This is a genomic window from Staphylococcus sp. EG-SA-2 (assembly GCF_017152085.1).
On sequence record NZ_JACYHC010001349.1, the window covers coordinates 1 to 26,262 of the forward strand.

A 26,262-nucleotide genomic window follows, 5' to 3' on the forward strand; every position below is an offset into this window, starting at 1 on the left:
AAAGACTAATTGAAAGCAATGATTCTGAAAAATTGTTATCATTTTTTGCCCAAGCTAAATCGTATCGCGACGCACTACCCGCTAAACAACTAGGTGGACTAAATACTGCGTATGATCTATATGTAGACATTCCGGATGAATCAGGTATGATAAGTAAAGTGACTTATATCCTGAGTTTACATAACATATCTATAAGCAACTTAAGAATCTTAGAAGTACGCGAAGATATATACGGTGCTTTAAAAATTAGTTTCAAAAACCCTACTGACCGAGAACGCGGTATGCAAGCATTGAGTGATTTTGATTGTTATATCCAATAATTATTAAGTCTCTTTTGATAAATTCCATGTATTCTTAGATATTATTGTGAAATCTATTGTGATATATGAAATATTTATCTTTAGAGACTTATTTTATACGAATCACAGTTATATATTACTTAAACCGTATAGTCATTACATTTTATGTCCAGCCATTAAACCTAATCTGCCGTGTTTTGTACCTGCTTCTGTAAACGATACTGCTTTGGACACAATACCTTTGCCGTATTTCAAATGTAATTGGTCTATCGTTTTAGCTAGACATTCGTCACGTTTGCGTTGGTATTCATCTTCAAACAGACTTAACTGTCGCTCATCCTCATTAATAAATTGACTCAAAGATATACTTAGCGTACGATATAGTGCTTGTTTATTACATAATTTATCTGCGAAATGCATTACTACTTTATAAATATCTTTTTCTAAGTTTGTTGGATCTTTCAAAGTATATTGCTTATGTACACCGCCTTCATCACTATAGCCAAAGGCAAAATGTATCGTTCTTGCCACTTTTTTTCTTGCTCGAACTCTGCTAGCAACATCTTCAATTAACTCTTGCATTACTACTTTTGCTTCATCAAAATGATAATCTCTCATTAATATTTGACTTTTGCATATCGATGGATTGCTGATCTTGTGCTTTTCACGTACTTTACTCTGATCTATCCCATTCGCATGTAGATGCATATCAACACCTAAAATACCGAACTCTTTTTTTAAAAATTTATATGGATATTTCGCTAAATCTCCTATAGTAAAAATTCCTCTTTTATTCAATTTGGCTTCTGTTCGACGATTAATACCCCAAAAATCTCGCAAGGGCTGAATTGGCCATAATTTCGTTGGTACATCTTGATATCGCCATTCAGCTATACCATTTTGACTATGCTTCGCTTCAACATCCATAGCAATTTTACTTAATAACATATTAGAACCAATGCCCACAGTACAATAAATGCCTGTTTCTTCATAAATTTCACGTTTAAGTCTTTCGCAAAATGCATGTACTGTAGAACTAAATCTATGATAGCTATCAGTAACATCCATAAAAAATTCGTCAATACTATATTGGTGTAAATCTTCAGGTGGAATATAACGCAATGCAATCTTAGAAATAGCAACTGAAACATTAAGATATTTACGCATACTTGGATTGATAATGTAAATATCATTTCTATGTGGTATTTCAAACAATCGCGACCCTGTCTTGATGCCTAATTCTTTTAATTTAGGTGTCGCAGCCAATATTACAGAACCCTGACGCTTAGTATCTGCAACAACAGCTAACTTTGTTTCTAATGGATCTAGCCCCTTTTCAATACAAGAAACACTCGCAAAAAAACTTTTTTGGTCAATACATAGAACATCCCTATCTTCTAATAAATGATAATTATACACTGTTATTCCTCCCTTACTTGAACCTTATTATATACGAACACGTGTTCTATTTCAACTATTTTAGAACAAATGTTCTGTTATTTTGCAAATGAATTTTTAAGTATTACATGATATACTCAAATTAATAATGATTAGGAGGTTTGGATGATGCCAATCGTCAATGTAAAATTATTAGAAGGTCGTTCGGATGAACAATTAAAAAATTTAGTTAGCGAAGTAACTGACGCCGTAGAAAAAACAACGGGGGCAAATAGACAAGCAATTCACGTTGTTATAGAAGAAATGAAACCAAACCATTATGGTGTGGCTGGCGTAAGAAAGTCAGATCAATAATTCTTCATAAGATGCATGCCAATTAATTCTTTGAAAACGAACAAGGCGACTTCTATCTGAGTATGATAGAAATCGCCTTGTTTATTTTTAATCTTCATCTAAAAAGTCTTTAATAGCTTGTTTATTTGTGTTTTTATTAATCTGTAATGCACTACCATCAGTATTTGTATTGACATCTTCGTATGAGTTCTTGATTGGCACAGTCAATGACTTAACATCTTTTTCACCTCGGATGCCAAAACTCAAACCTGTTTGGAAAATCCCTGAATCAGGAATGTTTGTATTCACATAGCCTCTTAAAATACCTGCAACTTTTGGTAATTTAACAACTGTTCTAAAATTAACCATTTCTTTTTTCAATGTTTGCATCACTTGTTGCTGACGTCGCACGCGTCCGAAGTCACCTTCAGGGTCGTGACGGAATCTTGCATAACCAAGTAATTCTTTACCATTCAACCTATGGTTACCCTTTTTCAAAGATACACCAATATTTTTCGACATATCCTTTTCGACATTAATTGGTACACCTTCTGGCATTAATTCATCAATCATTTTCTCAAATCCAGTAAAATCAACTACTGCATAATATTCAGGATTAATTCCTAAATTTTTATCAAGTGTTTTTCTAAGTAGCTCTGGACCACCTAAAGCGTATGCTGAATTAATTTTGTGTTTTCCATATCCTGGAATATCTGCATAAATATCACGCATGACAGACATCATTTTCATTTTTTTATTGATAAAGTCATATTGAACAACCATGATAGAATCTGTTCTTGATTGTCCACCTTGTGCTTTATCTGCACCGAGTACAAGAATAGAAATTTTACCATCATTTTTTACTGGTCCATTAAATTGATGTACTTTAACATCTTTCGCATGTTTCTTGGCATATTCTACACCGCTATTGTAACTATGTACAATATATACAACTAATGCGATAAGTAAAATTACAACAATCAGAAGAATGATAGGTAATTTCCTAATTTTCTTCTTCTTTTTTCGCTTAGGCGCCGAAGTGCGATGTTCACTTTGACGTCTATATTCGTTGTCATTAGTTTCTTTATCCATATTTACCTACCTTATATCTTCAAAAATAGATTTTTGTGTACTATAATAATCACATATTAACGTTATATAAAAACAATTCAAAAAGCAAGTGATTTCTTAATAAATCGTACTAAGGTCTAATGAAAGGATGTCAAAAATGAATATTAATACAGCTTATTTTGCCGGAGGTTGCTTTTGGTGTATGACGAAACCATTTGACACCTTTGACGGCATAGAAAAAGTAACTTCTGGATATATGGGCGGACATATTGAAAATCCTACTTACGAACAAGTAAAATCAGGTACGAGTGGTCATTTAGAAACTGTTGAAATTCAATATGATGTTGCATTATTCTCATACAATAAGTTATTAGAAATATTTTTCTCAGTCATTGACCCATTAGATACAGGTGGTCAATATCAAGACCGTGGTCCTCAATATCAAACAGCTATTTTCTACACTAATGATCATCAAAAAGAACTCGCTGAGACATATATCGAGCAGCTTAAAAATACGATTAATGCTGATAAGGCAATTGCAACAAAAATATTACCAGCGTCACAATTTTACAAAGCCGAAGACTATCACCAAGATTTTTATAAGAAAAATCCAGAGCGCTATGCAGAAGAACAAAAAATACGCCAAGAATACAAAAATAAGCAATAACATTTATACTTGATGAAACTGATTGGGCTGATAATAAAAGTTAGGCGACTTAACTTAAGCTCATTTCAATATTAAAATACGGTACAGATAGGAAACTTAAATATTCTTATCTGTACCGTTTTTTATAAATCATTCTTTATAGAAACCAAAAAATCCAAGCGCTTCAGGCATAACTGTATACCTCTTAGCACTTGGATTTTAATTATTTGTGACGTATTACACGCATTACTTTAGAAAGTGATTCCCAAAGCGAATTATCTTTACGATAAACTAAAAAGCGTGGTTCCCAATTCGGATTATATTTAGATTTATAACGACGTAATCCTTGGAAACGATATAGACCGTTGAAATGTTCAAAGACACGGCCTGCAAGTCGTTCTCTTAAATATGAATAATGCAATTGACCAACGTTCGATAACGTTGCCATACCCATATTAAATTTTGTATAACCTTGTTCTTTACTCCAAAGTAACATGTGCAAGTATAATCCATCCATTAATGGTAAATCTAACTCTGGCAACCATCTAATTAAATCGACTGAAATGGCATCATTAAAGTATGTTGGCATTAAACTACAGAATGCAATTACTTCATTTTCTTCATTTCGCATTACACCAATTGGCGCTTTAGATAAGTATTCTTCATTAAATTGACCCACAGAGAAATGCATTTCCTGACGATTATCTAGCCATAAATCACTTACATGTTGAAGCTCATTTATAAATTCAGTTGAAAACGGTGGTTCAATAATTTCGAATGAAATATTAAGTTCATCGAATTTGTTTAAAGTCGCTCTAAATCCACGGCGTTTTTTACCTGAAGTTGAAAATTGCGTTAAATCAATAATTGCTTCTTCACCTAATTTGAAAAATTGGTTACCGAAATTATGATATAAAGGCATGTGTTGATCTGTAACTTGATAGAATATAACATCATAGCCTAAATACTCAGCGTAATTATAGAATGCTTCTAACAATTCATCAAAGGCATTTTCATCACCTAACGGATCTCCAAGAACCACTAATGAACTTGCTTTATAACGATACATTAAAAATGCTGTTTTATTTTCATTAGTGAAAAACTGCTTGTCACCACTATATATCAAGTGACTCAAATAATTACCGCCGTACTGATTAATAATCTCCTCGCAATCTTCAATTTTAGAAGAAATACGTACTTTGCTAAATTGATAATCAAACAACCATGCAATCATACCTATGATGATAGCGATGATTAAAATCGTAAGCCAGAAGTAATAGCGCAATACAGATGTATGCATTTCAATCGTATAAATATCTAATGCATATAACGTTCCAGCAATAAATATATGGTTAACATATAAAATAAATAAACTGAATAAAAGCATTGCAACTATATTTCTCATTCTTACTGGGCGTTTCAACCTACGTGCTCTACGGAAAGCTACAATAAGCAGAACAAAAATAATAGCTAACCATGTTATTAAAATATATGAAGCGTAAGTGAAGAATGTCGCCACTGTGATTAATAAAATTGAAATCATAGCAAAGATAATGGCACGTCTACTTTGCTTATAAATACCAACTACATTCAGTAAAAGTAATAAACAAGCACTAGTATGAATTGCCAATAGAATATAATACGTTAAGTGATTTCCATCATATAAAGCATCGTAAACAATCGTTAAGTTATTTACAAAAAAGATCATACTTGTAAAGAATACTAAAATTGCTAATGATAATGATGGAATTTTAGCAATAATATCCTTTTGATAAGACATTAAAAATGACGTAACATCTTTAGCAGGAATAAAGTATTTAGATCCCTCAATGTACTTCTTAGCTGATGTACCAAATTCAAATGATGATAAAATTAATGCAATAATTACCGGTACAAAATAGTACGCAAAACGATATAGAAGTAGCATTAATAATACTTTTTCCTCAGGGACACCTAAAGTTTTAAATCCTAGTAATACAACTAAATCGAAAGCGCCGAAACCACCAGGAATAAAGCTGACTAAACCTGATAATGCAGCAATGATAAATATTGCAATAAAGGACATGAATGATACATGAGCGTCAACAATTACACCACAGAAATATAATACAACTGCAGCTGCTAACCATTCAACACACGACACTAAAGTGCAGTACAATCCTACAAAACGATTGTTTTTATCGGGTGGTCTAACCATTGAATAAATAATGAATAATGGTAAGAAAAATGACACTACATATAATACCCATCTTACCCATGTAATCTTATCTAAGATTAAAGATGCATCGAAAACATGGAATACAATTAGCAATGATAATAAGCTTAAACCTGTCAACATTGAAATAAGTATTAAGGATATAAAGTGAACTAATTTCTTTTTATCATGCGTATAGTTTTTATAAACCATTGCTCTAACGCCTGCACCAATAAAGCCACCGAAACCTACAATCGCATTCAATGCATTGATGATATAACTTACTCTTAAAACTTTGCCTAAGGATATATCCATTTTTAAAGCTCTAGATAAAATCACATCATACATTGATAGAATAACAAGCGATGCCCCACCACCAATAAATAGTAACACTAAGGACATACGGTTAATCTTACTAAATTCAACCAACGTATCTTTAAAGTTAATACCAGATAACTCCCGATACAATGTGATTGCTACAAAAATAAATAAAGCTGTAGCAAACGTAATTTTTAAGATTGAAAATATTTTGTTTTTAACTTCCTGATTCATTTTTTCACATCAATTCTAATTATTTCTGTTATAAATCAAAATATATCATATAAACCATAAAAATAGCATATCATTTACCTTTGATTTATATAACACTTTTGTCATATTGATATCTGTATTAAGAAGTAAATAGAAAATATTTCTATCTCAAACAGAACAATATGGTTATCTATACTGATTCATATTTAACATAAAGAAAATGATGAATCAATACTTATGAAAAATATTATTAATTAACAGCCGATTATGAGTGCTTCTTAATATATTAAAAATACCACTTATTTTTATTTTCGACATAATAATGAAGTACTAATCAAGTGGCAAATACTCGTTTCATTATGCATGTGCTTTATAAACGGCTAAACTTTCGTAAAAATTTATAAGCTAAACATGTGCTGATAATCATAAATGTAACTGCCCAACATTATAAGCACCATAAAAAATACCAACAAACATATAGTCATTGGTATTTTTTATTACTTATTCAACTATTTTATTACTTTCTTTAATATCATATTCACCTACATCATTACCATAGAAACGATTGTATCGACGTTTAAATAATTGGAATAAATGAGTAACTAATACTTTTAAAATAGCATATCCCGGAATACCTAAAATAACGCCTACAATACCAAGCAATTTGCCTGCACACAGTAAAATGAAAATGATTGTAAGTGGATGAATCTTAAGTGTTTTACCCATGATATTTGGTGAAATGAAGTGCCCTTCAACAAATTGTACTAAAGTCCATACTACTGCTAATTTTAAGAGCATCCACGGCGATGTTATAGCAGCTATTACAATAGCTGGAGAAATCGCTATAGTAGGCCCTAAATATGGTACAACACTTGTAACTGCCGCAATACTAGCTAATACTAAGCTATATTTCAACCCGATAACCGAATAACCGATAAACAACAGTATACCGATACAGAATGAAACGATAATTTGTCCTTGAATGTATGAACCAACTTGAACACTCATTTTTTCAAGTAGATCATGAAAATCTTTTCGGAATTTCGGTGGCATAATATTCGTTGAAAATTCTTTGAAGTGATGTCCATCTTTAAGCATAAAGAATAGTACAAATGGTGTTGTGACAATCACAACGCCAATATTAGCAATCGTTTCTGCAAACGTTGCAATTTTAGACCCAAAGCCATCTGTAAATTCACTTAACATAGATGGTATTTTCTTAGGTAAAGAATTTAACCAATCATTAATTTGACTATAATACGAAGAGAAAAACGTATTATTTGCTATTTTATCAATAGAATTAATTAATTTTTCTAGATATTGCGGTGAATTTTTAACTAAACTATCTACTTGCGAACCAATAATAGGTATCAATAAATTAACAATTAACGTAATAACACCTACTACAGCTAGATAAATAATAGAAATACCTGCAACTCTTGGTATTCTATAACGTTCCATCATATTTACGATTGGGTTAAATAGATAGAATAGAATTAAAGAGACGATGATAGGTGCTGCTATCGTCTTAAAAACGATGATAAAAGGATCAAAAACATATGATACTTTTTCGAAAATAAAAATAACAATACCCAACAATACTAGCGCTATTAATGAGAAGACTAAATCATTCCCACCAACAAACTTCATATACCGTGATTCGGTAAATTTTAAAAAATTCTTTCTTATATTCTTTTCATTTTCATTCAATTATAGATTCACCACCACTTAAAATATTCATAAGATGTTGTATAAAAACAGTCCACTTATGTAAAATTACTAACATCAATGATACCATACAAATACCCTTTACAGTAACGAAACGCCCGTGTAATACACTTAATTTAGGATTGATTAATCCTTTCTTCAAAATGATGAATGTGTAATGTTAAATATATAATTTCAGACTCACTGATATTAACATCAAATTGTTTTTGTATCATAGTTAAAATTTTATATGCTGTGTTATAGCAAATCGGATAGTGATTTTTAATCATAGACACAAAATCATCTTGTGCATGTATATATTCTTTTCTTCTTAATCGGCGAATTAAAAATTGTACGTGCCTTATAAAACGTTGGTATTGTAATGATTCCTTATCAACAGTTGTCACAAGGTCTGATTCAATGATATCTATACCTTTTTTAATAACATTATTGATCAAGGTCATCTCATGCATAGATAAATCTTCTGTATTAGATGCAATATGTAATGCAATAAATCCTATCTCATCTTCAGGAAAATGTACATCTAATGCTGCATTTAACTGATCAATCACCTGTTTAGCAATATGATATGCATCACTATATAACTGCATAGTTTCCATAACAAATGGATTGCTAATAACTTGATTTTGTTTTAAGCGTTTATAAGCAAATATAATATGATCCGTTAATGAAACTACAAGTTGTTTTGAATCAACATTCATCGCAGTATTAGAAATAAAATTCAACGAATCAATAATTACTTGTAATACATTATCATCAGCGATTTCAACTAAACTTTTATAATGTGCTTTTTGTTGCTCACTTTCTAATTTATAAATTTTCTCTATTGTAATAGTTTGGTCGTTTAACGCCATTCCCTCTTTTTTGTTAAAACCAATACCTTTACCGATTAAAATAACTTCTTGATCATTATTAGTACATACTACGACATTGTTGTTCAATGTTTTAGTAACAATATATTCTCCCATTATCATCACCTATTTTTCTATTATTAAGATTATATATCGGAAATGTCTAACTTGAAAGTATAATAATTTAAATACTTGTGTTCTATTACACGCCTATCCTATATGATATATCTTAATTTAATTTCGATGTCTCTCAAAGTGGAATAACTATAATAAAAAAATCTGACTCCCATATTTACAAATAATTCTATTTATTTATATATTATCTGAATTAATACTCAATACAAACTAAAACGCACTATTAAATTGTGCAAAACTAAAATAAATTTATATTCATCTATCCAACAATATGTCTTATAAATGGTATAGTCTTTGCACACCAATGGAGGAAATAAATCTCAACCTTACTATATTAATATATAATCAAATCTTAGATTAACTAGTGTAATGATACAGATGATTATTGAGTACAAATTTAAAACCCTGAGATTTTCGCTTTAATTTGAAAACCTCAGGGTTTATTTGATTTTTATATAATGAATCGTTACATTAAAAATATTTATTTATCAGAGTTCTTATATTTGTTAGCGCCCCAAGTACTAATTCCAAATAAGTTAATTTCTAAGTTTTCAGGTTTAAAGACAGGGTTCTTGCCTTCTTTTTTCTGCTTTTGATAATCTTTCATCAATGCAAAAGCTACATTGGACAGTCCTATAATGGAAATAATGTTTACAATTGCCATTAAGCCCATAAATAAGTCTGCCGTATTCCATACTGTTTCTGTTTTTACAACTGCACCGACAAAGACAAGTACTACAACAAGACATCTAAAGATAAATAATATCACACGATTTGTTGATAAAAATTCAATATTAGATTGACCGTAATAGTAATTACCTACAACAGATGAAAATGCAAACAGTGTAACTGCTATTGTTAAGAAAATACCTCCAGCAGAACCTAAATGCTCATTAAGTGCTGATTGAGTAACTGCAACACCTTGAGGTGCGTTATCACCAAATTTCAATCCTGAATATAGTAAAATCATGATTGCAGTTGCTGTACAAACCAACATTGTATCAAAGAACACACCTAATGATTGGATTAAACCTTGCTTAACAGGGTGTGGTACGGCAGCAGTTGCCGCTGCATTCGGCGCAGAACCCATACCAGCTTCGTTAGAGAATAAACCACGTTTGATACCTTGAAGAACCGCAGCACCTACAGCGCCACCAGTTACTTGTTCGATACCAAATGCACTTTTAATAATCGTACCTATCATAGGAACAATTTGATCTAAATTAAATAGCAATATTACTAAAACCATACCAATGTAAATGATAGCCATAATCGGTACAATTAACGAAGATAACGTAGCAATACTACGTACACCACCAAATATAATAATAGCTGTTACGATTGCTAAAATAATACCTGTGATTACTGGACTAATATTATATTGCGTATTTAACGACTCCGCAATTGTATTAGATTGCACTGTGTTAAATACAAATGCAAATGTAATTGTAATTAAAATCGCAAATACGATACCTAGCCATTTTTGATTTAAACCTTTAGTAATATAGTAAGCTGGACCACCACGGAATCCACCATCTTTATCATGTACTTTATAAACCTGAGCCAAAGTCGCTTCTATAAATGCACTCGCTGCACCTATAAATGCAATAACCCACATCCAAAACACTGCACCTGGACCGCCTAAAACAATCGCAGTCGCAACACCAGCAATATTACCAGTACCAACTCTCGAACCAGCACTAATCGCAAATGCTTGGAATGGCGAAATACCCTTCTTACCATCTTCTAAAGTTTCTGGACGTTCTACTAAAGCTCTAAACATTTCAGGTAACATTCGTAATTGAACGAATTTAGAACTAATTGTAAAGAAGAATCCAGCTGTCAATAATAGACCAATTAAATATTGAGACCATATTAAATCGGTACCAACATGGACAAATTCTTTAAACCATCCAGGAATTAAACTATCGAAATCTTTCAAAATAAACCCCTCGCATCCTCTACATGAATCATGCACCTTCTATAAAATTAGACCGAATTGAAACTTCAGTAAATATAGAGATACATCATCATTTCTTATACAATACAAGAGATTTATATTAGTTTGGTCAAAGTCTATCGCTAATTTAACGATAAGTACTTGGTCAGCATTTAATATAAATCCCTTGAATTTAGTCAAAATTTAACATTACTGTATTTTATCATTTAATTTCGTGATTGCATATAGTTTTTAGCTAATATACATGTCTATTACTTCACCAAAATCATCTGTATCTACAATGAATGAGCCATTTGTATATTGTTCAGATTTATGAATATCATTAATTAAACCATGTTCTTCATTTGATTTTGAATATAATGTATATTGACTATGTTCACCTGTCACTACATGTGCAGCTACAATACGATGTGGATTTTTCTTTAATTCTTTTAATAAAGTTATTCCACGTTGTGCTCTTTTAGCAACTTGTAAGATTTTAAAACTAATACGTTTTAACGAGCCGCGTTGTGTGGCCATCAATATAGTATCATTTTCAGAAACACCTTCTGTCATAACAACGAAATCTTCAGCTTTAAGATTTATTGATTTAACACCAGCTGCCCTTAATCCGGTATCTGATAGTTCACTTGTATTATACGTTAATGACATACCTTTATTAGTAATGACGGTAATTAATTGATCTTTTTCAAAGCGCATAACACTAATCAAATCATCATTTTCTTTAACTTTAGTAGCAATTAAAGGTTTATTAAAACGCGTTGTTTTAAATAGAGGCACTGTACTTTTCTTAATCATGCCATTTTGAGTCGCAAAAACATAAAATGCATCTGTATTAAAGTCCTTTTCATTAAAGACATTAATAACCACTTCATCTTCTTCGATAGGAACTATTTGTGATACATGTTGCCCCAATTCTTTCCAACGAATATCTGCTAATTTATGAACCGGTATAAATAGATAACGACCTTTATTTGTAAATACTAGTACGGTATCTTGCGTATTTACTTCTTGATGTTTAAGTAAACTGTCACCATCTTTTAAACCAATATCCTCAACACCGCTAGCATTAAAGCTACGAATAGAAGTACGTTTAATATATCCATGACGTGTCATACTTAAAATAACTTCTTCACTAGGCACCATAACTTCTTTGTCAATTTTAATTTCTTCAATTTCTGCTTCAATTAAAGACAGTCGTTCAGATTTGAATTTCTTTTTAATTTCATTCAATTCTTCTTTTATGACATTCAATAATGCATCATGGTTATCAAGAATATGACGTAATTGTTTGATTAATGCTTCAAGTTCTTTATGTTCACCTTCAAGCGCAACTATGTCAGTGTTTGTTAAACGATATAACTGTAACATTACAATTGCTTCAGCCTGTTCTTCTGTGAACTCGAATACTTCGATAAGGTTTTCTTTAGCGTCACGCTTGTTTTTAGAGCTACGAATCAATTCAATTACTTTATCTAAAATTGACAACGCTTTAATCAAACCTTCAACGATATGCATACGTTTTTCAGCATTATCTAATTCAAACTTCGTTCTATTTGCAACAACCTCAATTTGATGATTCAAATAACTATCTATAATTTGACGAATACCCATCAATTTTGGACGACCATCACTAATAGCGACCATGTTGAAATTATATGAAATCTGTAAATCAGAGTTTTTATAAAGATAATTTTTGATTGATTCACTGTTCACATCTTTTTTCAATTCAATTGCTATTCGTAAACCAGTTCTATCAGTTTCATCACGTACTTCAACGATACCATCGACTTTTTTGTCAGCACGTAATTCATCGATACGTTTTACTAAGCTACTTTTGTTCACTTCATATGGAATTTCAGTAATAATTAACTGTTTACGTCCATTGCGTAAAGTTTCTTCTTCAACTTTAGAACGAACTATAATTCTACCTTTACCTGATTCATAAGCTTTTTTAATACCATCAATACCTTGAATAATACCACCAGTTGGAAAATCAGGACCTTTAATATATTTCATTAATTGATTGACTGTAATATCCGGATTATCAATATATTTAAGTGTTGCTTGAATCACTTCAGCTAAATTATGTGGTGGTATATCTGTCGCGTAACCTGCAGATATACCTGTAGAACCATTCACTAGTAAGTTAGGAAATCTTGATGGCAATACCATTGGTTCGAGTGTCGTATCATCATAGTTTGGAATGAAAGAAACTGTCTCTTTATTAATATCACGTAATAACTCTTCAGCTAGTAAGCTTAACTTAGCTTCAGTGTAACGCATTGCCGCTGGCGGATCATTATCGATACTACCATTATTACCATGCATTTCTATTAAGACATGTCGTAACTTCCAGTCTTGACTTAAACGGACCATTGCTTCGTACACTGAGGAGTCTCCATGTGGATGATATTGACCAATAACATCACCGACTGTTTTCGCACTTTTACGGAAATTTTTATCGTGTGTATTACCACTTGAATACATTGCATATAAAATACGACGTTGTACTGGTTTTAAACCATCACGAACATCTGGCAATGCACGCTCTTGAATAATATATTTACTATATCTTCCAAAGCGATCACCTAAAACATCTTCAAGTGATAAATCTTGAATTATTTCACTCACTAGATTTCCTCCTCATCAAATTGATCATTTTCAAGCACTTGTACTTCAGAATTATCTAAAATACTTTGGTCCTCTTGCATACCAAACTCAACATGCTTTTCAATCCATTCACGTCTAGGTTGTACTTTGTCACCCATTAATGTTGTTACACGTTTAGATGAACGCACTTCATCTTCAACTTGTACACGAATTAAAGTTCGTGTTTCTGGGTTCATCGTCGTTTCCCATAATTGTTCAGGGTTCATCTCACCCAAACCTTTGTAACGTTGTAACGTGAAGCCTTTACCAAGTTCTTTTTGCAATTTATTAAGCTCTTCGTCTGTCCAAGCGTATTCAACTCGCTTTGTTTTGCCTTTACCTTTTTCCAATTTATAAAGTGGAGGTAAAGCAATAAATACACGACCTGCTTGAACAAGCGGTTTCATATATTTGAAGAAGAATGTTAACAATAGCACTTGAATATGCGCACCATCAGTATCAGCATCAGTCATAATAATTACACGATTATAATTACTATCTTCAATTTTAAAGTCAGTACCAACGCCTGCCCCGATTGTGTGGATAATTGTATTAATTTCTTCATTTTTAAAAATATCTTCTAGACGTGCTTTCTCTGTATTAATTACCTTACCACGTAATGGTAATATCGCTTGGAATTTGCGGTCTCGTCCAAGTTTTGCTGAACCTCCCGCAGAATCACCTTCGACTAAATACAATTCATTTTTTTCAGTGTTTTTACTTTGTGCAGGTGTTAATTTACCAGATAGCAAAGTGTCTTTACGCTTGTTTTTCTTACCTGAACGAGCATCTTCACGAGCTTTACGTGCAGCTTCCCTTGCTTGTTGTGCTTTAATCGCTTTTTTCACAAGTGATTTAGACAATTGTCCTTTTTCTTCTAAATAGAATGGCAATTTGTCTGCAACAACTGAATCAACAGCACTTCTAGCTTCAGAAGTACCCAATTTAGATTTCGTTTGTCCTTCAAATTGTAATAATTCTTCTGGAATACGAACAGACACAACAGCTGTTAAACCTTCACGAATATCATTACCATCTAAGTTTTTATCTTTTGTTTTAAGTTCATTAATACGACGTGCATAATCATTAAATACACGTGTCATTGCTGTTTTAAAACCAACTTCATGTGTACCACCATCTTTAGTACGTACATTATTTACAAAACTTAAAATACTTTCTGAATATTGATCATTATATTGGAAAGCTACGTCTACCTCTATACCATTTGCTTCACCTGAAAATGTAGCCACGTCATGCAAAACTTCTTTTCCTTCATTGACATAACTAACAAACTCTTTGATTCCTTCTTCATAATGGTAATGCTCTTGACGCTCTTTACCACTGCGTAAATCATTAAGCGTTATTTTTAAATTTTTCAATAAGAACGCAGACTCTTGTAGTCGTTCGCTTAAAACATCAAAATTAAATGATGTAGATGCTTTAAAAATTGTGTCATCAGGTTTAAATGTTACTTTGGTACCTGTTTTCTTAGTTTTACCTTTTTTCACTAAACCAGAAGATGGCGAACCACCGTTTTTAAAACTTTGATGATATATACTACCATCTCGATGGATTTCAACTTCAAGCCATTCACTCAATGCATTTACAACTGAAGCACCAACACCGTGAAGACCACCTGAAGTTTTATAGCCGCCTTGTCCAAATTTACCTCCTGCATGTAAAACAGTAAAGATAACTTCGACTGTCGGTTTACCTGATTTATGTATACCTGTTGGCATACCACGTCCATTATCTTCTATAGAAATACTACCATCTTTATTAATTGTTACATCTATTTCGTTACCGTAACCATTCAATACTTCATCGACGGAGTTATCGACAATTTCATATACTAGATGATGTAATCCCCGTTTATCAGTTGATCCAATATACATACCAGGTCTTTTACGAACTGCTTCTAACCCCTCTAAAACCTGTATTGAATCATCTGAATAATTATTTTGTTTATTCATTGCCAATGATTTCGCCTCCTGCAAACGTACGTTCGTTTTTAAAACTATACAATAGTTATTCTTATATAAATCAGCGTAAAATGCAAGTATCAATTAACTTTCATAGCTTAATTCCATATATTAATCCCCGTTTTTAAAATTTTTAGCCGTAATTTAAATGAATATGATAAAATAGTCCTAAGATATTAAAGGATGTGTAATATTTATGATGATAATCGTCATGTTACTACTAAGTTATCTTATCGGCGCTTTCCCAAGTGGATTCGTAATTGGAAAATTATTTTTCAAAAAAGATATTAGACAATTTGGTAGTGGTAATACTGGCGCTACTAATAGCTTTAGAGTATTAGGTCGTCCTGCAGGATTCTTGGTAACATTTCTAGATATTTTCAAAGGGTTCATAACTGTTTTCTTCCCTTTATGGTTACCAGTTCACGCAGATGGCCCTATTAGTACTTTTTTTACAAATGGTTTAATTGTTGGCTTATTCGCTATACTTGGACACGTTTATCCTGTTTATTTAAAATTCCAAGGTGGCAAAGCTGTTGCAACTAGTGCAGGTGTCGTCTTGGGAGTCAATCCGATACTTTTACTAATACTTGCAATTATCTTCTTTATTGTATTGAAGATTTTTAAATATGTTTCTTTAGCAAGTATCGTTGCAGCAATTTGCTGTGTGATTGGCTCGCTTATCATTCAAGACTATATTTTATTAGTCGTTAGTTTCTTAGTTTCAATCATATTGATAATTAGACATCGCTCTAATATCGCAAGGATTTTTAGAGGCGAAGAACCTAAAATAAAATGGATGTAACAATTTTTTGACATTAGTCCATCATTGCATATTTTTTTGCAGTTGATGGATTATTTTATTTTTGCAAAAACAATTTTTTTAACTTAAAATTCAACTATACTTAGTTTTTTTACAAGAACATTTGAGACCGAGACATAAATCAATGTCATAGGCTCCACAATGTTATATTAGCTGTAGTTAACCGAACGAAATGCGCTTATAACTAGGTTTTTTCAATTCTGGTCGGGGGTCCCAACATAGAAGCTTATGGAAATTCAGCTTACAATAATGAGCAGGTTGGGGTGGGCTCCAACACAGAGAATTTCGATAAGAAATTCCACAAATAATACAAGTTGGCCCACTCCCATTCTGTAATAAATATAGGAGGTCATTGTTATGCAAATAGAACTTACTGATGCAGCAGTAACTTGGTTTAAAAATGAACTTGAGTTGCCTGAAAATAATAAAGTGCTCGTGTTTTTTGTAAGATATGGTGGCGAATTCCAACTCAAGCAAGGATTTAGTCCTGCTTTTACAGTTGAACCAAAGGAAGATGTTGATATTGGCTATGAACAACAATATGACGATTTAAATGTTGTCGTAGCGGAAAAAGATTTGTGGTACTTTGAAGATGACCACATTATTGTAAATGTAGTTGATCACGAAGATGAAATTTCTTATTCCACAAAATAACTAAAATAAAACGAACTTGTTTACACATTCTGATGTGTCCTGAACCTCGGAAGTTGTACTTTGGTTTAGCACATCTGATGTTGTATGAACAAGTTCGTTTTTGCTATATATTAGCTTATCTTCACGCTAATTACATTAATGTTAACGTATTGGCTATTTCTTATAGATTAATTGTTAATATTGCCTCTCCAAACATTTACAGTAACTTATAAAGAATCAATACCATCCATTATCTCTACTGTTTTCCCTTCATTATTGAGCGTTTGCACTTTACTATAAGCTTCATGCCAATCTGGGAAATAACGATCCAACCGTATAGGCTTAAAAGTATCTTCTTTAATGCAAATCAATTCTGTGGAACCTGTAGTTGCAAGTTCACCTTTTTCATTAAAAATCTCATATTTATACACTGAACGTAATCTCGAATATTTTTCAACCCAAGTTTTAACTTTAACTTTTTCTGGATAAAAAATAGACTTTTTATAATTGACATTGAGGTCAGTCACAGGTGAAATGATTCCTTGTTTTTCCATATCAGCATAACTAAAACCTAACTTCGATATATAATCCAACCGCGCAACTTCAAACCAAGTTGCATAATTCCCGTGATAAATTACACCCATCTTATCAGTTTCAGCATAACGCGCTTCTATTTCTGTAATACTATATATCATTTTAAGCCTTCTTTCAGTTTAACTTTATATCTCATTCTAACATAAAATACAAGAAGAGGCCGGCCAAGAACACAAAGGTTTTGAACCGACCTTATTATATCATAAAGTTTATAGAAGTATTTTTGAGCACTATCAAAGTGCCTCAAATACCGATTGAAATTTTACTGTGATATCTATTTTTTATTGCGCTAATTTATTTCTTAAAACCATTTGTAAAATTCCACCGTGACGATAGTAATCCATTTCAACAAGTGAGTCAAAACGAACCATAGCGTCAAATTCTACCAAATCACCATCTTGCTTCTTAGCAGTAACTTTGACGTAGTCATGTGGTTGAACATTTTCATCAATATTAACAGAAATTTCTTCTGTACCATCTAGACCAAGAGAATCAGCTGATTCACCTTTTTTAAACTCTAATGGTAATACACCCATCATAACTAAATTTGAACGATGGATACGTTCATAACTTTGTGCAATAACTGTTTTAACACCTAATAAGTTTGTACCTTTTGCTGCCCAGTCACGAGATGAACCCATACCATAATCGTTACCAGCTAATACAACTAAACCTGTACCATCTTCTTTATATTTCATTGCAGCATCAAAGATAGGCATTACTTCATTTGTTGGCCAATAAGTTGTAAAACCACCTTCAGTACCTGGCGCTAATTGGTTTTTAATACGTATATTAGCAAACGTACCTCGAACCATTACTTCGTGATTACCACGTCTTGAACCATATGAATTAAATTCACGAATAGGCACTTGATGATCTTGTAAATATTTACCAGCTGGCGTATCTTTACCAATTGCACCTGCTGGAGAGATGTGGTCAGTTGTCACAGAATCACCGAATTTACCCATAACACGTAAACCATTTAATGGAACAATCGTACCCGGTTCTTTAGATAATCCTTGGAAGAATGATGGATTTTGAATGTATGTTGAATTAGGATCAAAGTCATATAGAGGTTGATCAGTTACATCAATCTCATTCCATAATTCGTTGTTATTGTATACGTTATTATATTCTTCAATAAATAATTCAGGTGTTACAACACTATCAACGGTATCTGAAACTTCTTTAATTGATGGCCAAATATCTTTCAAATATACATCTTCACCGTCATTACCTTTACCAATAGGTTCATTCTGTAAATCAATATCAACCGTTCCAGCTAATGCATAAGCAACAACTAACTGTGGTGAAGCTAGGTAATTGGCTTTAACAAGAGGATGGATACGACCTTCAAAGTTACGGTTACCAGATAATACAGATGTCACTAATAGGTCCTCATCAGCAATCGCTTTTTCAATTTCTGGTAATAAAGGACCTGAATTACCGATACAAGTTGTACATCCATAACCAACCAAGTTGAAGCCTAAATCATCTAAATAAGGTTGTAAGCCAGCATCTCTTAAATATCCGGTAACAACTTTTGATCCTGGTGCTAGAGAAGTTTTAACGTATTCAGGAACTTTCAAGCCTTTTTCAACTGCTTTTTTAGCAACTAAACCTGCACCTAACATTACATAAGGGTTAGATGTATTTGTACATGATGTAATTGCTGCTATTGCAATATCACCTGTTTTCATTGTAGCTTTTGATCCATCTTTAAAGTTAATTTCAGCTTTCTTATCAAATTCACTTTTATCTAAACCGTGTCCTTGGTTGCCTGCTGGAGCTGTTACAGAATTTTCAAATGATGATTTCATATCACTTAAGAAAATTAAATCTTGAGGACGTTTTGGTCCTGAAAGCGATGCTTCAACTGTTGATAAATCCAATTCGATAACATCTGTATAATTAGGATCTTCTTTCTCAACATCAAAGAACATATGGTTTTGTTTCAAATATTCTTTTACTAGCGCGATATGTTCGTCTGATCTACCAGTTAACTTCATATATTTAAGAGATTCATCATCAACTGGGAAGAATCCGCAAGTTGCTCCATACTCTGGTGCCATGTTTGCAATTGTAGCACGGTCTGCTAGTGGTAAATGTTGTACACCTGGACCAAAGAACTCCACAAATTTACCAACAACACCTTTTTTACGTAGCTCTTGAGTTACTCTTAACGCTAAATCAGTTGCTGTTGCGCCTTGTGGTAATGAATTTACTAGTCGTACACCAATAACCTCTGGAATTGGGAAATAAGAAGGTTGTCCAAGCATTCCAGCTTCAGCTTCAATACCACCAACACCCCATCCTAGTACGCCAATACCATTTATCATTGTTGTATGTGAATCAGTACCAACTAATGTATCTGGAAATGCAGTTTTTTCACCATCTACATCACGAACATGTACAACACTTGCTAAATATTCTAAATTAACTTGGTGAACTATTCCAGTTGCAGGAGGAACTGCATTGTAATTATCAAATGCTTTCGTTGCCCAATTTAAAAACTGATAACGTTCATAGTTACGTTCAAATTCTAATTTCATATTACGTTCAAGAGCTTCTGGATTTGCATAGCTATCCACTTGAACTGAGTGGTCAATAACTAAATCCACCGGTACTTCTGGATTAATTTTAGTAATATCTCCCCCAACGTCATCCATTGCTTTACGTAAAGAAGCTAAATCAACTACGGCTGGTACACCTGTGAAATCTTGTAAAATAACACGAGAAGGTTTAAATGGTACCTCGCCTTCATTTCCATCTTTTCCAAACTGACTTAAAGCTTTAATATGATCGTCTGTAATTACAAAATCATCTTCTTGACGAAGTAAAGATTCTAACAAAACACGAATTGAATAAGGTAAATTGGAAACTTTAGTAATACCTTGCTCTTCTACAGCTTTTAAATCATAGTAAGTATAACTTTGGCCATTCAAGTCAAAATGTTTTTTTGATTGCTCTTTAAAATTTGCAGCCATTTAATGATCCCCCTTGATACATTTTTATATTTATATGCCTTGATTAAATTGTATTATTATATTTATTGATAAACAACTCATCATGCTTAGAAAACGCTTAATTTAGGTTTTGACTTTTTAATCAGAGTATATAAGCAAAACTTATCATACAGGTAAGGTGTAATAAGTATTTTTATTAATTGAGAATAATTATCAATTTCGTGAATGATTCAATTCAATTTTCAAACGTATTATTTCATTGAGCAGAAAGAAAATTGTGGCGCCAAACTTTAATATTTCTTTTCAATGTCATTCTTTTGATGGGAGTGGGACAGAAATGATATTTTCGCAAAATTTATTTCGTCGTCCCACCCCAACTTGCACATTATTGTAAACTGACTTTCCGCCAGCTTCTATGTTGGGGCCCCGCCAACTTGCATTGTCTGTAGAAATTGGGAATCCAATTTCTCTTTGTTGGGGCCCATCCCCAACTTGCACATTATTGTAAGCTGACTTTTCGTCAGCTTCTGTGTTGGGGCCCTCACCCCAACTCGCATTGCCTGTAGAATTTCTTTTCGAAATTCTCTGTGTTGGGGCCCCTGACTAGAATTGAAAAAAGCTTGTTACAAGCGCATTTTCGTTCAGTCAACTACTGCCAATATAACTTCGTAGAGCATAGAATATTGATTTATGTCCCAGCCTGAGTTAATTTTCTATAAAAGTATATTTAATTTGCGTTTATACCGTCAAACTTCACTTTAGCTTTGTCAAACCCCTTTCTATTAAGTTTTCAGAAATAAACCTATCTTAAAATATAAAAAAATCGAGAATTCGTAGTTTAATAACGAAATTCTCGTTCTTATCCTTTTGAATATACTCAATTTTCCACAAAAACAAACAAGTAGTATATCTGTTCTAGCTACTAGAATGACATACTACTTGTTATTTAAATACTTAACTAAATTTTATTAGTTATCTTTTTTCTCTATATTTCTACGTGACTGACGCTTTTCAAGAATGTCAGATTCATAATCTTCTTGTTGACTCTTGATATATTCTTGTAAGCGATGTTTATTCGGAGTCAATGTTAAACCTAGGAATTTACGTTCCTGGTTCGCATCCTTGTAGAAACTTACCATCATGAGTATGACGACAAAGGAGAATGGGAATGCACTTATAATTGCAGCACTTTGAATCGCATTTAAAGCTTCAGCGCCATTACCGCCACCAGCTAATAAAAGTACAAATGCTATTAAGGCCTGTGAAATTCCCCAAACAACTTTTACCATACTAGATGGATTTAATGAACCAAATGTTGTTTGCATTCCTAATACAAATGTTGCTGAGTCAGCAGATGTAATAAAGAATGATGCAATTAATAATAATGCAATCAACGATAAAACTATGCCAAATGGCACATGATTAAACACTCCAAATAGCTGTGTTTCAGGAGTCATATCAAAAATTTCTTTGTGTTTCTTACCTGTCTCGATGCCTAATACACCAAAGACACTAAACCAAACAAAACTAACAATTGCTGGAACTAGCAAGACACCAGAAATGAACTCTCTAATTGAACGTCCTTTTGAAACTCGTGCAATAAACACTCCAACGAATGGGCTCCAACTTAACCACCAACCCCAGTAATAAAGTGTCCATGAAGACATCCATTCACGTTTTTGAGGATTTAAAGCAGCTGTATCAAAACTATTAAACAAGAATGTGTTTAGTAAACTACCCGTAGAGCTAGTTAACATATTTAAAATAAGAACAGTTGGTCCAACAATTAAAGCAGCTACCATTAAAATAGTACCTAAACCAATGTTCAAGTTACTTAAGTATTGAATACCTTTACTTAATCCAGACCATGCACTTGCTATAAATAAGATAGTAACAACAATGATGATAATCGCTTGTACAAACGTATTGTTTGGAACATTGAACAAGTAATGTAAACCACCATTAATTTGTAGAGCACCCATACCTAACGAAACGGCTACCCCAACGATTGTCGCAAATACAGATAAAACGTCAATAAAAATCCCAATAGGACCTTCTACTTTATCACCTAAAAGAGGACGTAAAGTTCTAGATAATAAACCTGGTTCACCTTTACGGAATTGCGAATATGCCAACGCTAACGCAACAACACCATAAACAGCCCAAGCATGGAATCCCCAATGGAAAAATGTTGAACGTAGAGCTTCAGTATAAGCTTCAGTAGTTTTGGGATCTGCTGTAGGTGGCGTAGCAAAGTGCGCCATCGGTTCAGCTGCACCATAAAACACCAAACCTATCCCCATACCAGCACTAAACAACATAGCAAACCATGAAATTGTATTAAACTCAGGTTTGTCATTTGGTTTACCTAGTTTAAGTTTTCCAATAGGACTAAAAATAAGGAATATACAGAAGAACACGATAATCGTAGTAAGAATAAGATAATACCAACCTAACTTTTCTGTAATCCACATTTTAATATTATTGGTAACATAGTTGAATTGTTCAGGTAAAAATGCACCAAGTAATACGACTATAGCAACAACAATTGCACTATAGATGAAGACTGGTGAATACTTCTTTCCATTTGGATTCTCTGGTGAAGAAGAATTCATAATTAATTACTCCCTTCAATTCTATATTTAATTTTATGTAGTAGAATAAAAAGATTATCTAAACATTTTATTCAATAACTCACGCACCTTTATAGGATAACAAAGGTCTTTGCGATAATCAAATTTTCTTGAATAATCTATTTTCTAATTTTTTTATTTGTTGTATAATTGAGGTTACATTTAAAAAAGAGAGGTTGAGTGTAATGTTAAAAGAATTCAAAGAGTTCGCCTTAAAAGGTAACGTCTTAGATTTAGCAATTGCTGTTGTGATGGGTGCAGCTTTCAACAAGATTATATCTTCATTAGTAGAAAATATCATCATGCCATTAATTGGTAAAATTTTCGGATCAGTTGATTTTGCTAAAGAATGGTCATTCTGGGGTATTAAATACGGTTTATTTATCCAATCTGTTATCGACTTTATTATCATCGCGTTTGCTTTATTCATCTTTGTTAAGATTGCAAATACATTAATGAAGAAAGAAGAAGCCGAAGAAGAAGCAGTTGTGGAAGAAAATGTTGTGTTATTAACTGAAATCAGAGATTTATTGCGTGAGAAAAAATAATTTTTAAATAAAAAGAGATGGGCTAAGGTTGTTCTATACATTCCAAAGTACCATCTCTATTTTTTATGTTTTAATTTCTTTTGAATCTTGTTGAACTCTGATATTGATCTGATTTCACTTCTAAAACTAAAGGTATTCTATTTTTCAATTCGCTCACATGTGAAATAATCCCAACCATTCTACCAGTTGATTTAAGATTTAATAAAGTGTCTAACGCTGTTTCAAGCGTTTCTTGATCTAATGTACCGAATCCTTCATCAATAAATATTGATTCTAGTGAAATACCTCCTGATTGCTGCTGTACAATTTCGCTTAACCCTAAAGCTAATGCAAGCGACGATTGGAAAGTTTCTCCACCTGATAACGAGCTAATATGTCTAGACTTATTTGAATGCAAATCAAATACATCAATTTCTAGGCCACTAAGACCATGAGAAACCGCTTCTCGCCTAATTAGTTGGTATCGATTATCTGACATTGTTGCTAATCTCAGATTTGCTTGGGCAATAATTTGATCTAAATAGTAAATTAAGACAAAGTTTTCCAATGTAAGATTTTTGTTATTCTTACCACTGACAATTTCAGCCAATTGAAAAATTTCTTGTTGATCCTTTAATTCTTGATTTAAGTAATTAATATGCGAAACTATAGATTGTGTTTTATTAATATTATTTTGACATTGATAATGAACAGCAGAGTATTCATCTATCAGTGTATTCATCTTTTCTTTTTTTTGCTCATATTCATCTTTTAATTTATCAGAGTCCAATAACTCTTTATCCTTGGTTAATGATTCTAACCTAGCTATTTCCATTTCAAATTCATGATAACGTTTTTTATAAGTATCCCTTTTCTGCTCTAATTCCTCTTGCTCGCCCCTCCAGGCTATTATTTCATTTATATCATTGTCGTCAGTTAAATTCAGCCTCGACATTTCCATTTCAATAGATTGTTCATTCAATTCTAAGTCATTATTGTAAGTTTCTAGTTGATTTTCATAGTGATTTAGATTATTTTGCTCAATTAACTTTCTTTGAGACAATTGCATTAACTTATCTTCAATCTCCTTTGAGAGTTCTTGATGCTGATTCACATCTTGAACATACTTCTTATAATCCACCTCAAAATTAGTGATATTATTATATTTCGAGAGTGTTTCAAATTCAGTGATGAGATCTCGACATAATTTCAACTCAGATTCATTTTTATTTAGACGCAATTGTTTATTATGAATTTGCAACGTTAGATTATCTTTTTCTTCTTTCATTTGTTCTATAAATTTATTAAGATCTCTTTGATTATTCAATGCATTTTCATTTTCTAGCAGACGCTTATTCAATACTTCGAGTGAAAAATCACTTTGCGTTTTAATATTAATATTCGATATTTTTTCATTAACAAATTTAATTTCAGAATTATGCACAGCAATATTCGATTTTATTGCGTGGATATTTGCTTCAATTTCTTTAATTTCATTTTGACGTTTAGCAATACTGTCAAAATCAATATGATGCCCTAAATCCTGAATTTCATTACCACATATCGGACATTGATCTCCAATCTTTACAGCAGATTTAATTTCACTTATAAAGCTTTCTTTATCATTTAAGTCCAATTTTGATTTATCGTAGTGATCTAATTTTATTTCGAGATTCTTCATTATAGTTGTTTCTTCATTAATTTGATTCTCTAACTCTTGCTTACTACCTAATAGTTTATCTAATTCAGCTTTAGCTTTTTCATTTTCTTTAATTATATTAATTTCATTATTTATGTTAGTTATCGCATTATTTAGTTCGATAATTTTCTCGTAATCACTTTCGTTATTACCTATTGAATCTTCGACCTTTTCTAAACCTTTAATTAGATTATTTAATTCATCACCTAATTGTTCACCCTCAGTTATCAAGCATTCAATATTGAGATAACTTTGTTGATACTTATTAATATCGTTAAATAATACTCTAGTTTTATCAATAAAAGAGGTTTTACTTTCAATTAAATCTCCGTTTTCTTCTAACATTTTTTTCTCTTTGTCTATGTTTCGCTTATCACAATCAAGATTCAATATTTTATTATTGGTTTTAGAAATATCTTTTTTGCTATTAGCAATTTTAGTTTCAATTTTTTCTCTATTTTCAATATAATTCAATAGGTTTGTAATATCTTGTAACAACTTTAACTTAGCTTCAATTCCCTCTATTTCAGGTTGTTGTTCTTTCAATTGAACGAAATCAATTTTATTTTTGTTGAGTTGATTAATATTATCTTTTAATATATTATTT

Annotated in this window: 18 protein-coding genes and 1 pseudogene; 6 read left to right on the top strand and 13 right to left on the bottom strand. The window is 32.1% G+C overall.

Annotation, left to right across the window (positions count from 1 at the left end; translation table 11 throughout):
- Positions 1-320 (top strand): annotated as a pseudogene (locus IDG60_RS21455) (prephenate dehydrogenase); the annotation flags it as partial.
- Positions 321-455: 135 nt separating this feature from the next.
- Here the strand turns inward: IDG60_RS21455 and IDG60_RS21460 are convergent.
- The gene (locus IDG60_RS21460; RefSeq protein ID WP_000283016.1) at positions 456-1,718 is read right to left on the bottom strand and encodes a Y-family DNA polymerase; all 1,263 of its coding nucleotides are present in this window, start codon (positions 1,716-1,718) and stop codon (positions 456-458) included.
- Positions 1,719-1,865: 147 nt separating this feature from the next.
- Here IDG60_RS21460 and IDG60_RS21465 point away from each other — a divergent pair, with 147 nt between their 5' ends.
- Positions 1,866-2,051, top strand: a complete 186-nt coding sequence (locus tag IDG60_RS21465; protein ID WP_001123276.1) for a 2-hydroxymuconate tautomerase — start codon at positions 1,866-1,868, stop codon at positions 2,049-2,051.
- Positions 2,052-2,138: 87 nt separating this feature from the next.
- Here IDG60_RS21465 and IDG60_RS21470 read toward each other — a convergent pair whose 3' ends face one another.
- Positions 2,139-3,122: an LCP family protein gene (locus IDG60_RS21470; RefSeq protein WP_000356975.1), complete on the bottom strand. Its 984-nt coding sequence runs from the start codon at positions 3,120-3,122 to the stop codon at positions 2,139-2,141.
- Between the two features lie 136 nt (positions 3,123-3,258).
- Between IDG60_RS21470 and msrA the strand changes: the two genes are divergently transcribed.
- Positions 3,259-3,768, top strand: a complete 510-nt coding sequence (gene msrA, locus IDG60_RS21475) for a peptide-methionine (S)-S-oxide reductase MsrA (RefSeq protein ID WP_001024830.1) — start codon at positions 3,259-3,261, stop codon at positions 3,766-3,768.
- A gap of 202 nt (positions 3,769-3,970) precedes the next feature.
- On the opposite strand, the gene mprF is transcribed toward msrA, so the two are convergent.
- The 7 genes from mprF to parE all read right to left on the bottom strand — a co-directional run bounded on the left by mprF (position 3,971) and on the right by parE (position 15,771).
- Positions 3,971-6,493 (bottom strand): bifunctional lysylphosphatidylglycerol flippase/synthetase MprF, encoded by a 2,523-nt coding sequence (mprF, locus tag IDG60_RS21480; RefSeq protein WP_001071136.1) that lies wholly within the window; start codon positions 6,491-6,493, stop codon positions 3,971-3,973.
- A gap of 480 nt (positions 6,494-6,973) precedes the next feature.
- Positions 6,974-8,182, bottom strand: a complete 1,209-nt coding sequence (gene cozEb / locus IDG60_RS21485; protein WP_001004752.1) for a cell elongation protein CozEb — start codon at positions 8,180-8,182, stop codon at positions 6,974-6,976.
- Positions 8,175-8,342, bottom strand: coding sequence for a hypothetical protein (locus IDG60_RS21490; protein WP_001788758.1), 168 nt, complete (start codon positions 8,340-8,342; stop codon positions 8,175-8,177). The genes cozEb and IDG60_RS21490 overlap by 8 nt, the downstream gene beginning before the upstream one ends.
- A complete protein-coding gene (glcT, locus tag IDG60_RS21495; RefSeq protein ID WP_000505015.1) occupies positions 8,317-9,168 on the bottom strand; it encodes a glucose PTS transporter transcription antiterminator GlcT in 852 nt (283 codons plus the stop codon). The genes IDG60_RS21490 and glcT overlap by 26 nt, the downstream gene beginning before the upstream one ends.
- Positions 9,169-9,667: 499 nt before the next feature.
- On the bottom strand, positions 9,668-11,128 hold the full coding sequence (gene alsT / locus IDG60_RS21500) for a glutamine transporter AlsT (RefSeq protein WP_103182744.1): 1,461 nt from the start codon (positions 11,126-11,128) through the stop codon (positions 9,668-9,670).
- Positions 11,129-11,377: 249 nt separating this feature from the next.
- Positions 11,378-13,780: a DNA topoisomerase IV subunit A gene (parC, locus tag IDG60_RS21505; protein WP_001289562.1), complete on the bottom strand. Its 2,403-nt coding sequence runs from the start codon at positions 13,778-13,780 to the stop codon at positions 11,378-11,380.
- Positions 13,780-15,771 (bottom strand): DNA topoisomerase IV subunit B, encoded by a 1,992-nt coding sequence (gene parE / locus IDG60_RS21510; RefSeq protein ID WP_001557340.1) that lies wholly within the window; start codon positions 15,769-15,771, stop codon positions 13,780-13,782. The genes parC and parE overlap by 1 nt, the downstream gene beginning before the upstream one ends.
- A gap of 205 nt (positions 15,772-15,976) precedes the next feature.
- On the opposite strand from parE, the gene plsY reads away from it, so the two are divergent.
- Positions 15,977-16,585 carry a glycerol-3-phosphate 1-O-acyltransferase PlsY gene (gene plsY, locus IDG60_RS21515; RefSeq protein ID WP_000972779.1) on the top strand — a complete coding sequence of 203 codons (609 nt, stop codon included), beginning with the start codon at positions 15,977-15,979 and terminating at the stop codon, positions 16,583-16,585.
- 375 nt (positions 16,586-16,960) lie between these two features.
- Positions 16,961-17,257 carry a HesB/YadR/YfhF family protein gene (locus IDG60_RS21520; protein WP_001165377.1) on the top strand — a complete coding sequence of 99 codons (297 nt, stop codon included), beginning with the start codon at positions 16,961-16,963 and terminating at the stop codon, positions 17,255-17,257.
- Between the two features lie 206 nt (positions 17,258-17,463).
- Here the strand turns inward: IDG60_RS21520 and menI are convergent, their stop codons facing one another.
- From menI to IDG60_RS21535, 3 genes are all read right to left on the bottom strand, one after another.
- Positions 17,464-17,931: a 1,4-dihydroxy-2-naphthoyl-CoA hydrolase MenI gene (gene menI, locus IDG60_RS21525; RefSeq protein WP_000640487.1), complete on the bottom strand. Its 468-nt coding sequence runs from the start codon at positions 17,929-17,931 to the stop codon at positions 17,464-17,466.
- Positions 17,932-18,111: 180 nt separating this feature from the next.
- Positions 18,112-20,817, bottom strand: a complete 2,706-nt coding sequence (gene acnA, locus IDG60_RS21530) for an aconitate hydratase AcnA (protein ID WP_000729744.1) — start codon at positions 20,815-20,817, stop codon at positions 18,112-18,114.
- A gap of 947 nt (positions 20,818-21,764) precedes the next feature.
- A complete protein-coding gene (locus IDG60_RS21535) occupies positions 21,765-23,411 on the bottom strand; it encodes a BCCT family transporter (RefSeq protein ID WP_001088978.1) in 1,647 nt (548 codons plus the stop codon).
- 203 nt (positions 23,412-23,614) lie between these two features.
- Here IDG60_RS21535 and mscL point away from each other — a divergent pair, with 203 nt between their 5' ends.
- Complete coding sequence (gene mscL, locus IDG60_RS21540) at positions 23,615-23,977, top strand: large conductance mechanosensitive channel protein MscL (protein ID WP_000910489.1); 363 nt, start codon at positions 23,615-23,617, stop codon at positions 23,975-23,977.
- A 70-nt stretch (positions 23,978-24,047) separates the two neighbouring features.
- On the opposite strand, the gene IDG60_RS23545 is transcribed toward mscL, so the two are convergent.
- On the bottom strand, positions 24,048-26,262 hold a 2,215-nt coding region (locus tag IDG60_RS23545; RefSeq protein ID WP_241013424.1), incomplete at its 5' end, for an SMC family ATPase.

What these genes read in the sequence shown, in the direction of transcription:
- IDG60_RS21465 (WP_001123276.1), top strand. Translation starts at nt 1,866, where the DNA reads ATGCCAATCGTCAATGTAAAATTATTAGAAGGTCGTTCGGATGAACAA.
- IDG60_RS21470 (WP_000356975.1), bottom strand. Translation starts at nt 3,122, where the DNA reads ATGGATAAAGAAACTAATGACAACGAATATAGACGTCAAAGTGAACAT.
- msrA (WP_001024830.1), top strand. Translation starts at nt 3,259, where the DNA reads ATGAATATTAATACAGCTTATTTTGCCGGAGGTTGCTTTTGGTGTATG.
- mprF (WP_001071136.1), bottom strand. Translation starts at nt 6,493, where the DNA reads ATGAATCAGGAAGTTAAAAACAAAATATTTTCAATCTTAAAAATTACG.
- glcT (WP_000505015.1), bottom strand. Translation starts at nt 9,168, where the DNA reads ATGGGAGAATATATTGTTACTAAAACATTGAACAACAATGTCGTAGTA.
- parE (WP_001557340.1), bottom strand. Translation starts at nt 15,771, where the DNA reads ATGAATAAACAAAATAATTATTCAGATGATTCAATACAGGTTTTAGAG.
- plsY (WP_000972779.1), top strand. Translation starts at nt 15,977, where the DNA reads ATGATGATAATCGTCATGTTACTACTAAGTTATCTTATCGGCGCTTTC.
- IDG60_RS21520 (WP_001165377.1), top strand. Translation starts at nt 16,961, where the DNA reads ATGCAAATAGAACTTACTGATGCAGCAGTAACTTGGTTTAAAAATGAA.
- menI (WP_000640487.1), bottom strand. Translation starts at nt 17,931, where the DNA reads ATGATATATAGTATTACAGAAATAGAAGCGCGTTATGCTGAAACTGAT.
- acnA (WP_000729744.1), bottom strand. Translation starts at nt 20,817, where the DNA reads ATGGCTGCAAATTTTAAAGAGCAATCAAAAAAACATTTTGACTTGAAT.
- IDG60_RS21535 (WP_001088978.1), bottom strand. Translation starts at nt 23,411, where the DNA reads ATGAATTCTTCTTCACCAGAGAATCCAAATGGAAAGAAGTATTCACCA.
- mscL (WP_000910489.1), top strand. Translation starts at nt 23,615, where the DNA reads ATGTTAAAAGAATTCAAAGAGTTCGCCTTAAAAGGTAACGTCTTAGAT.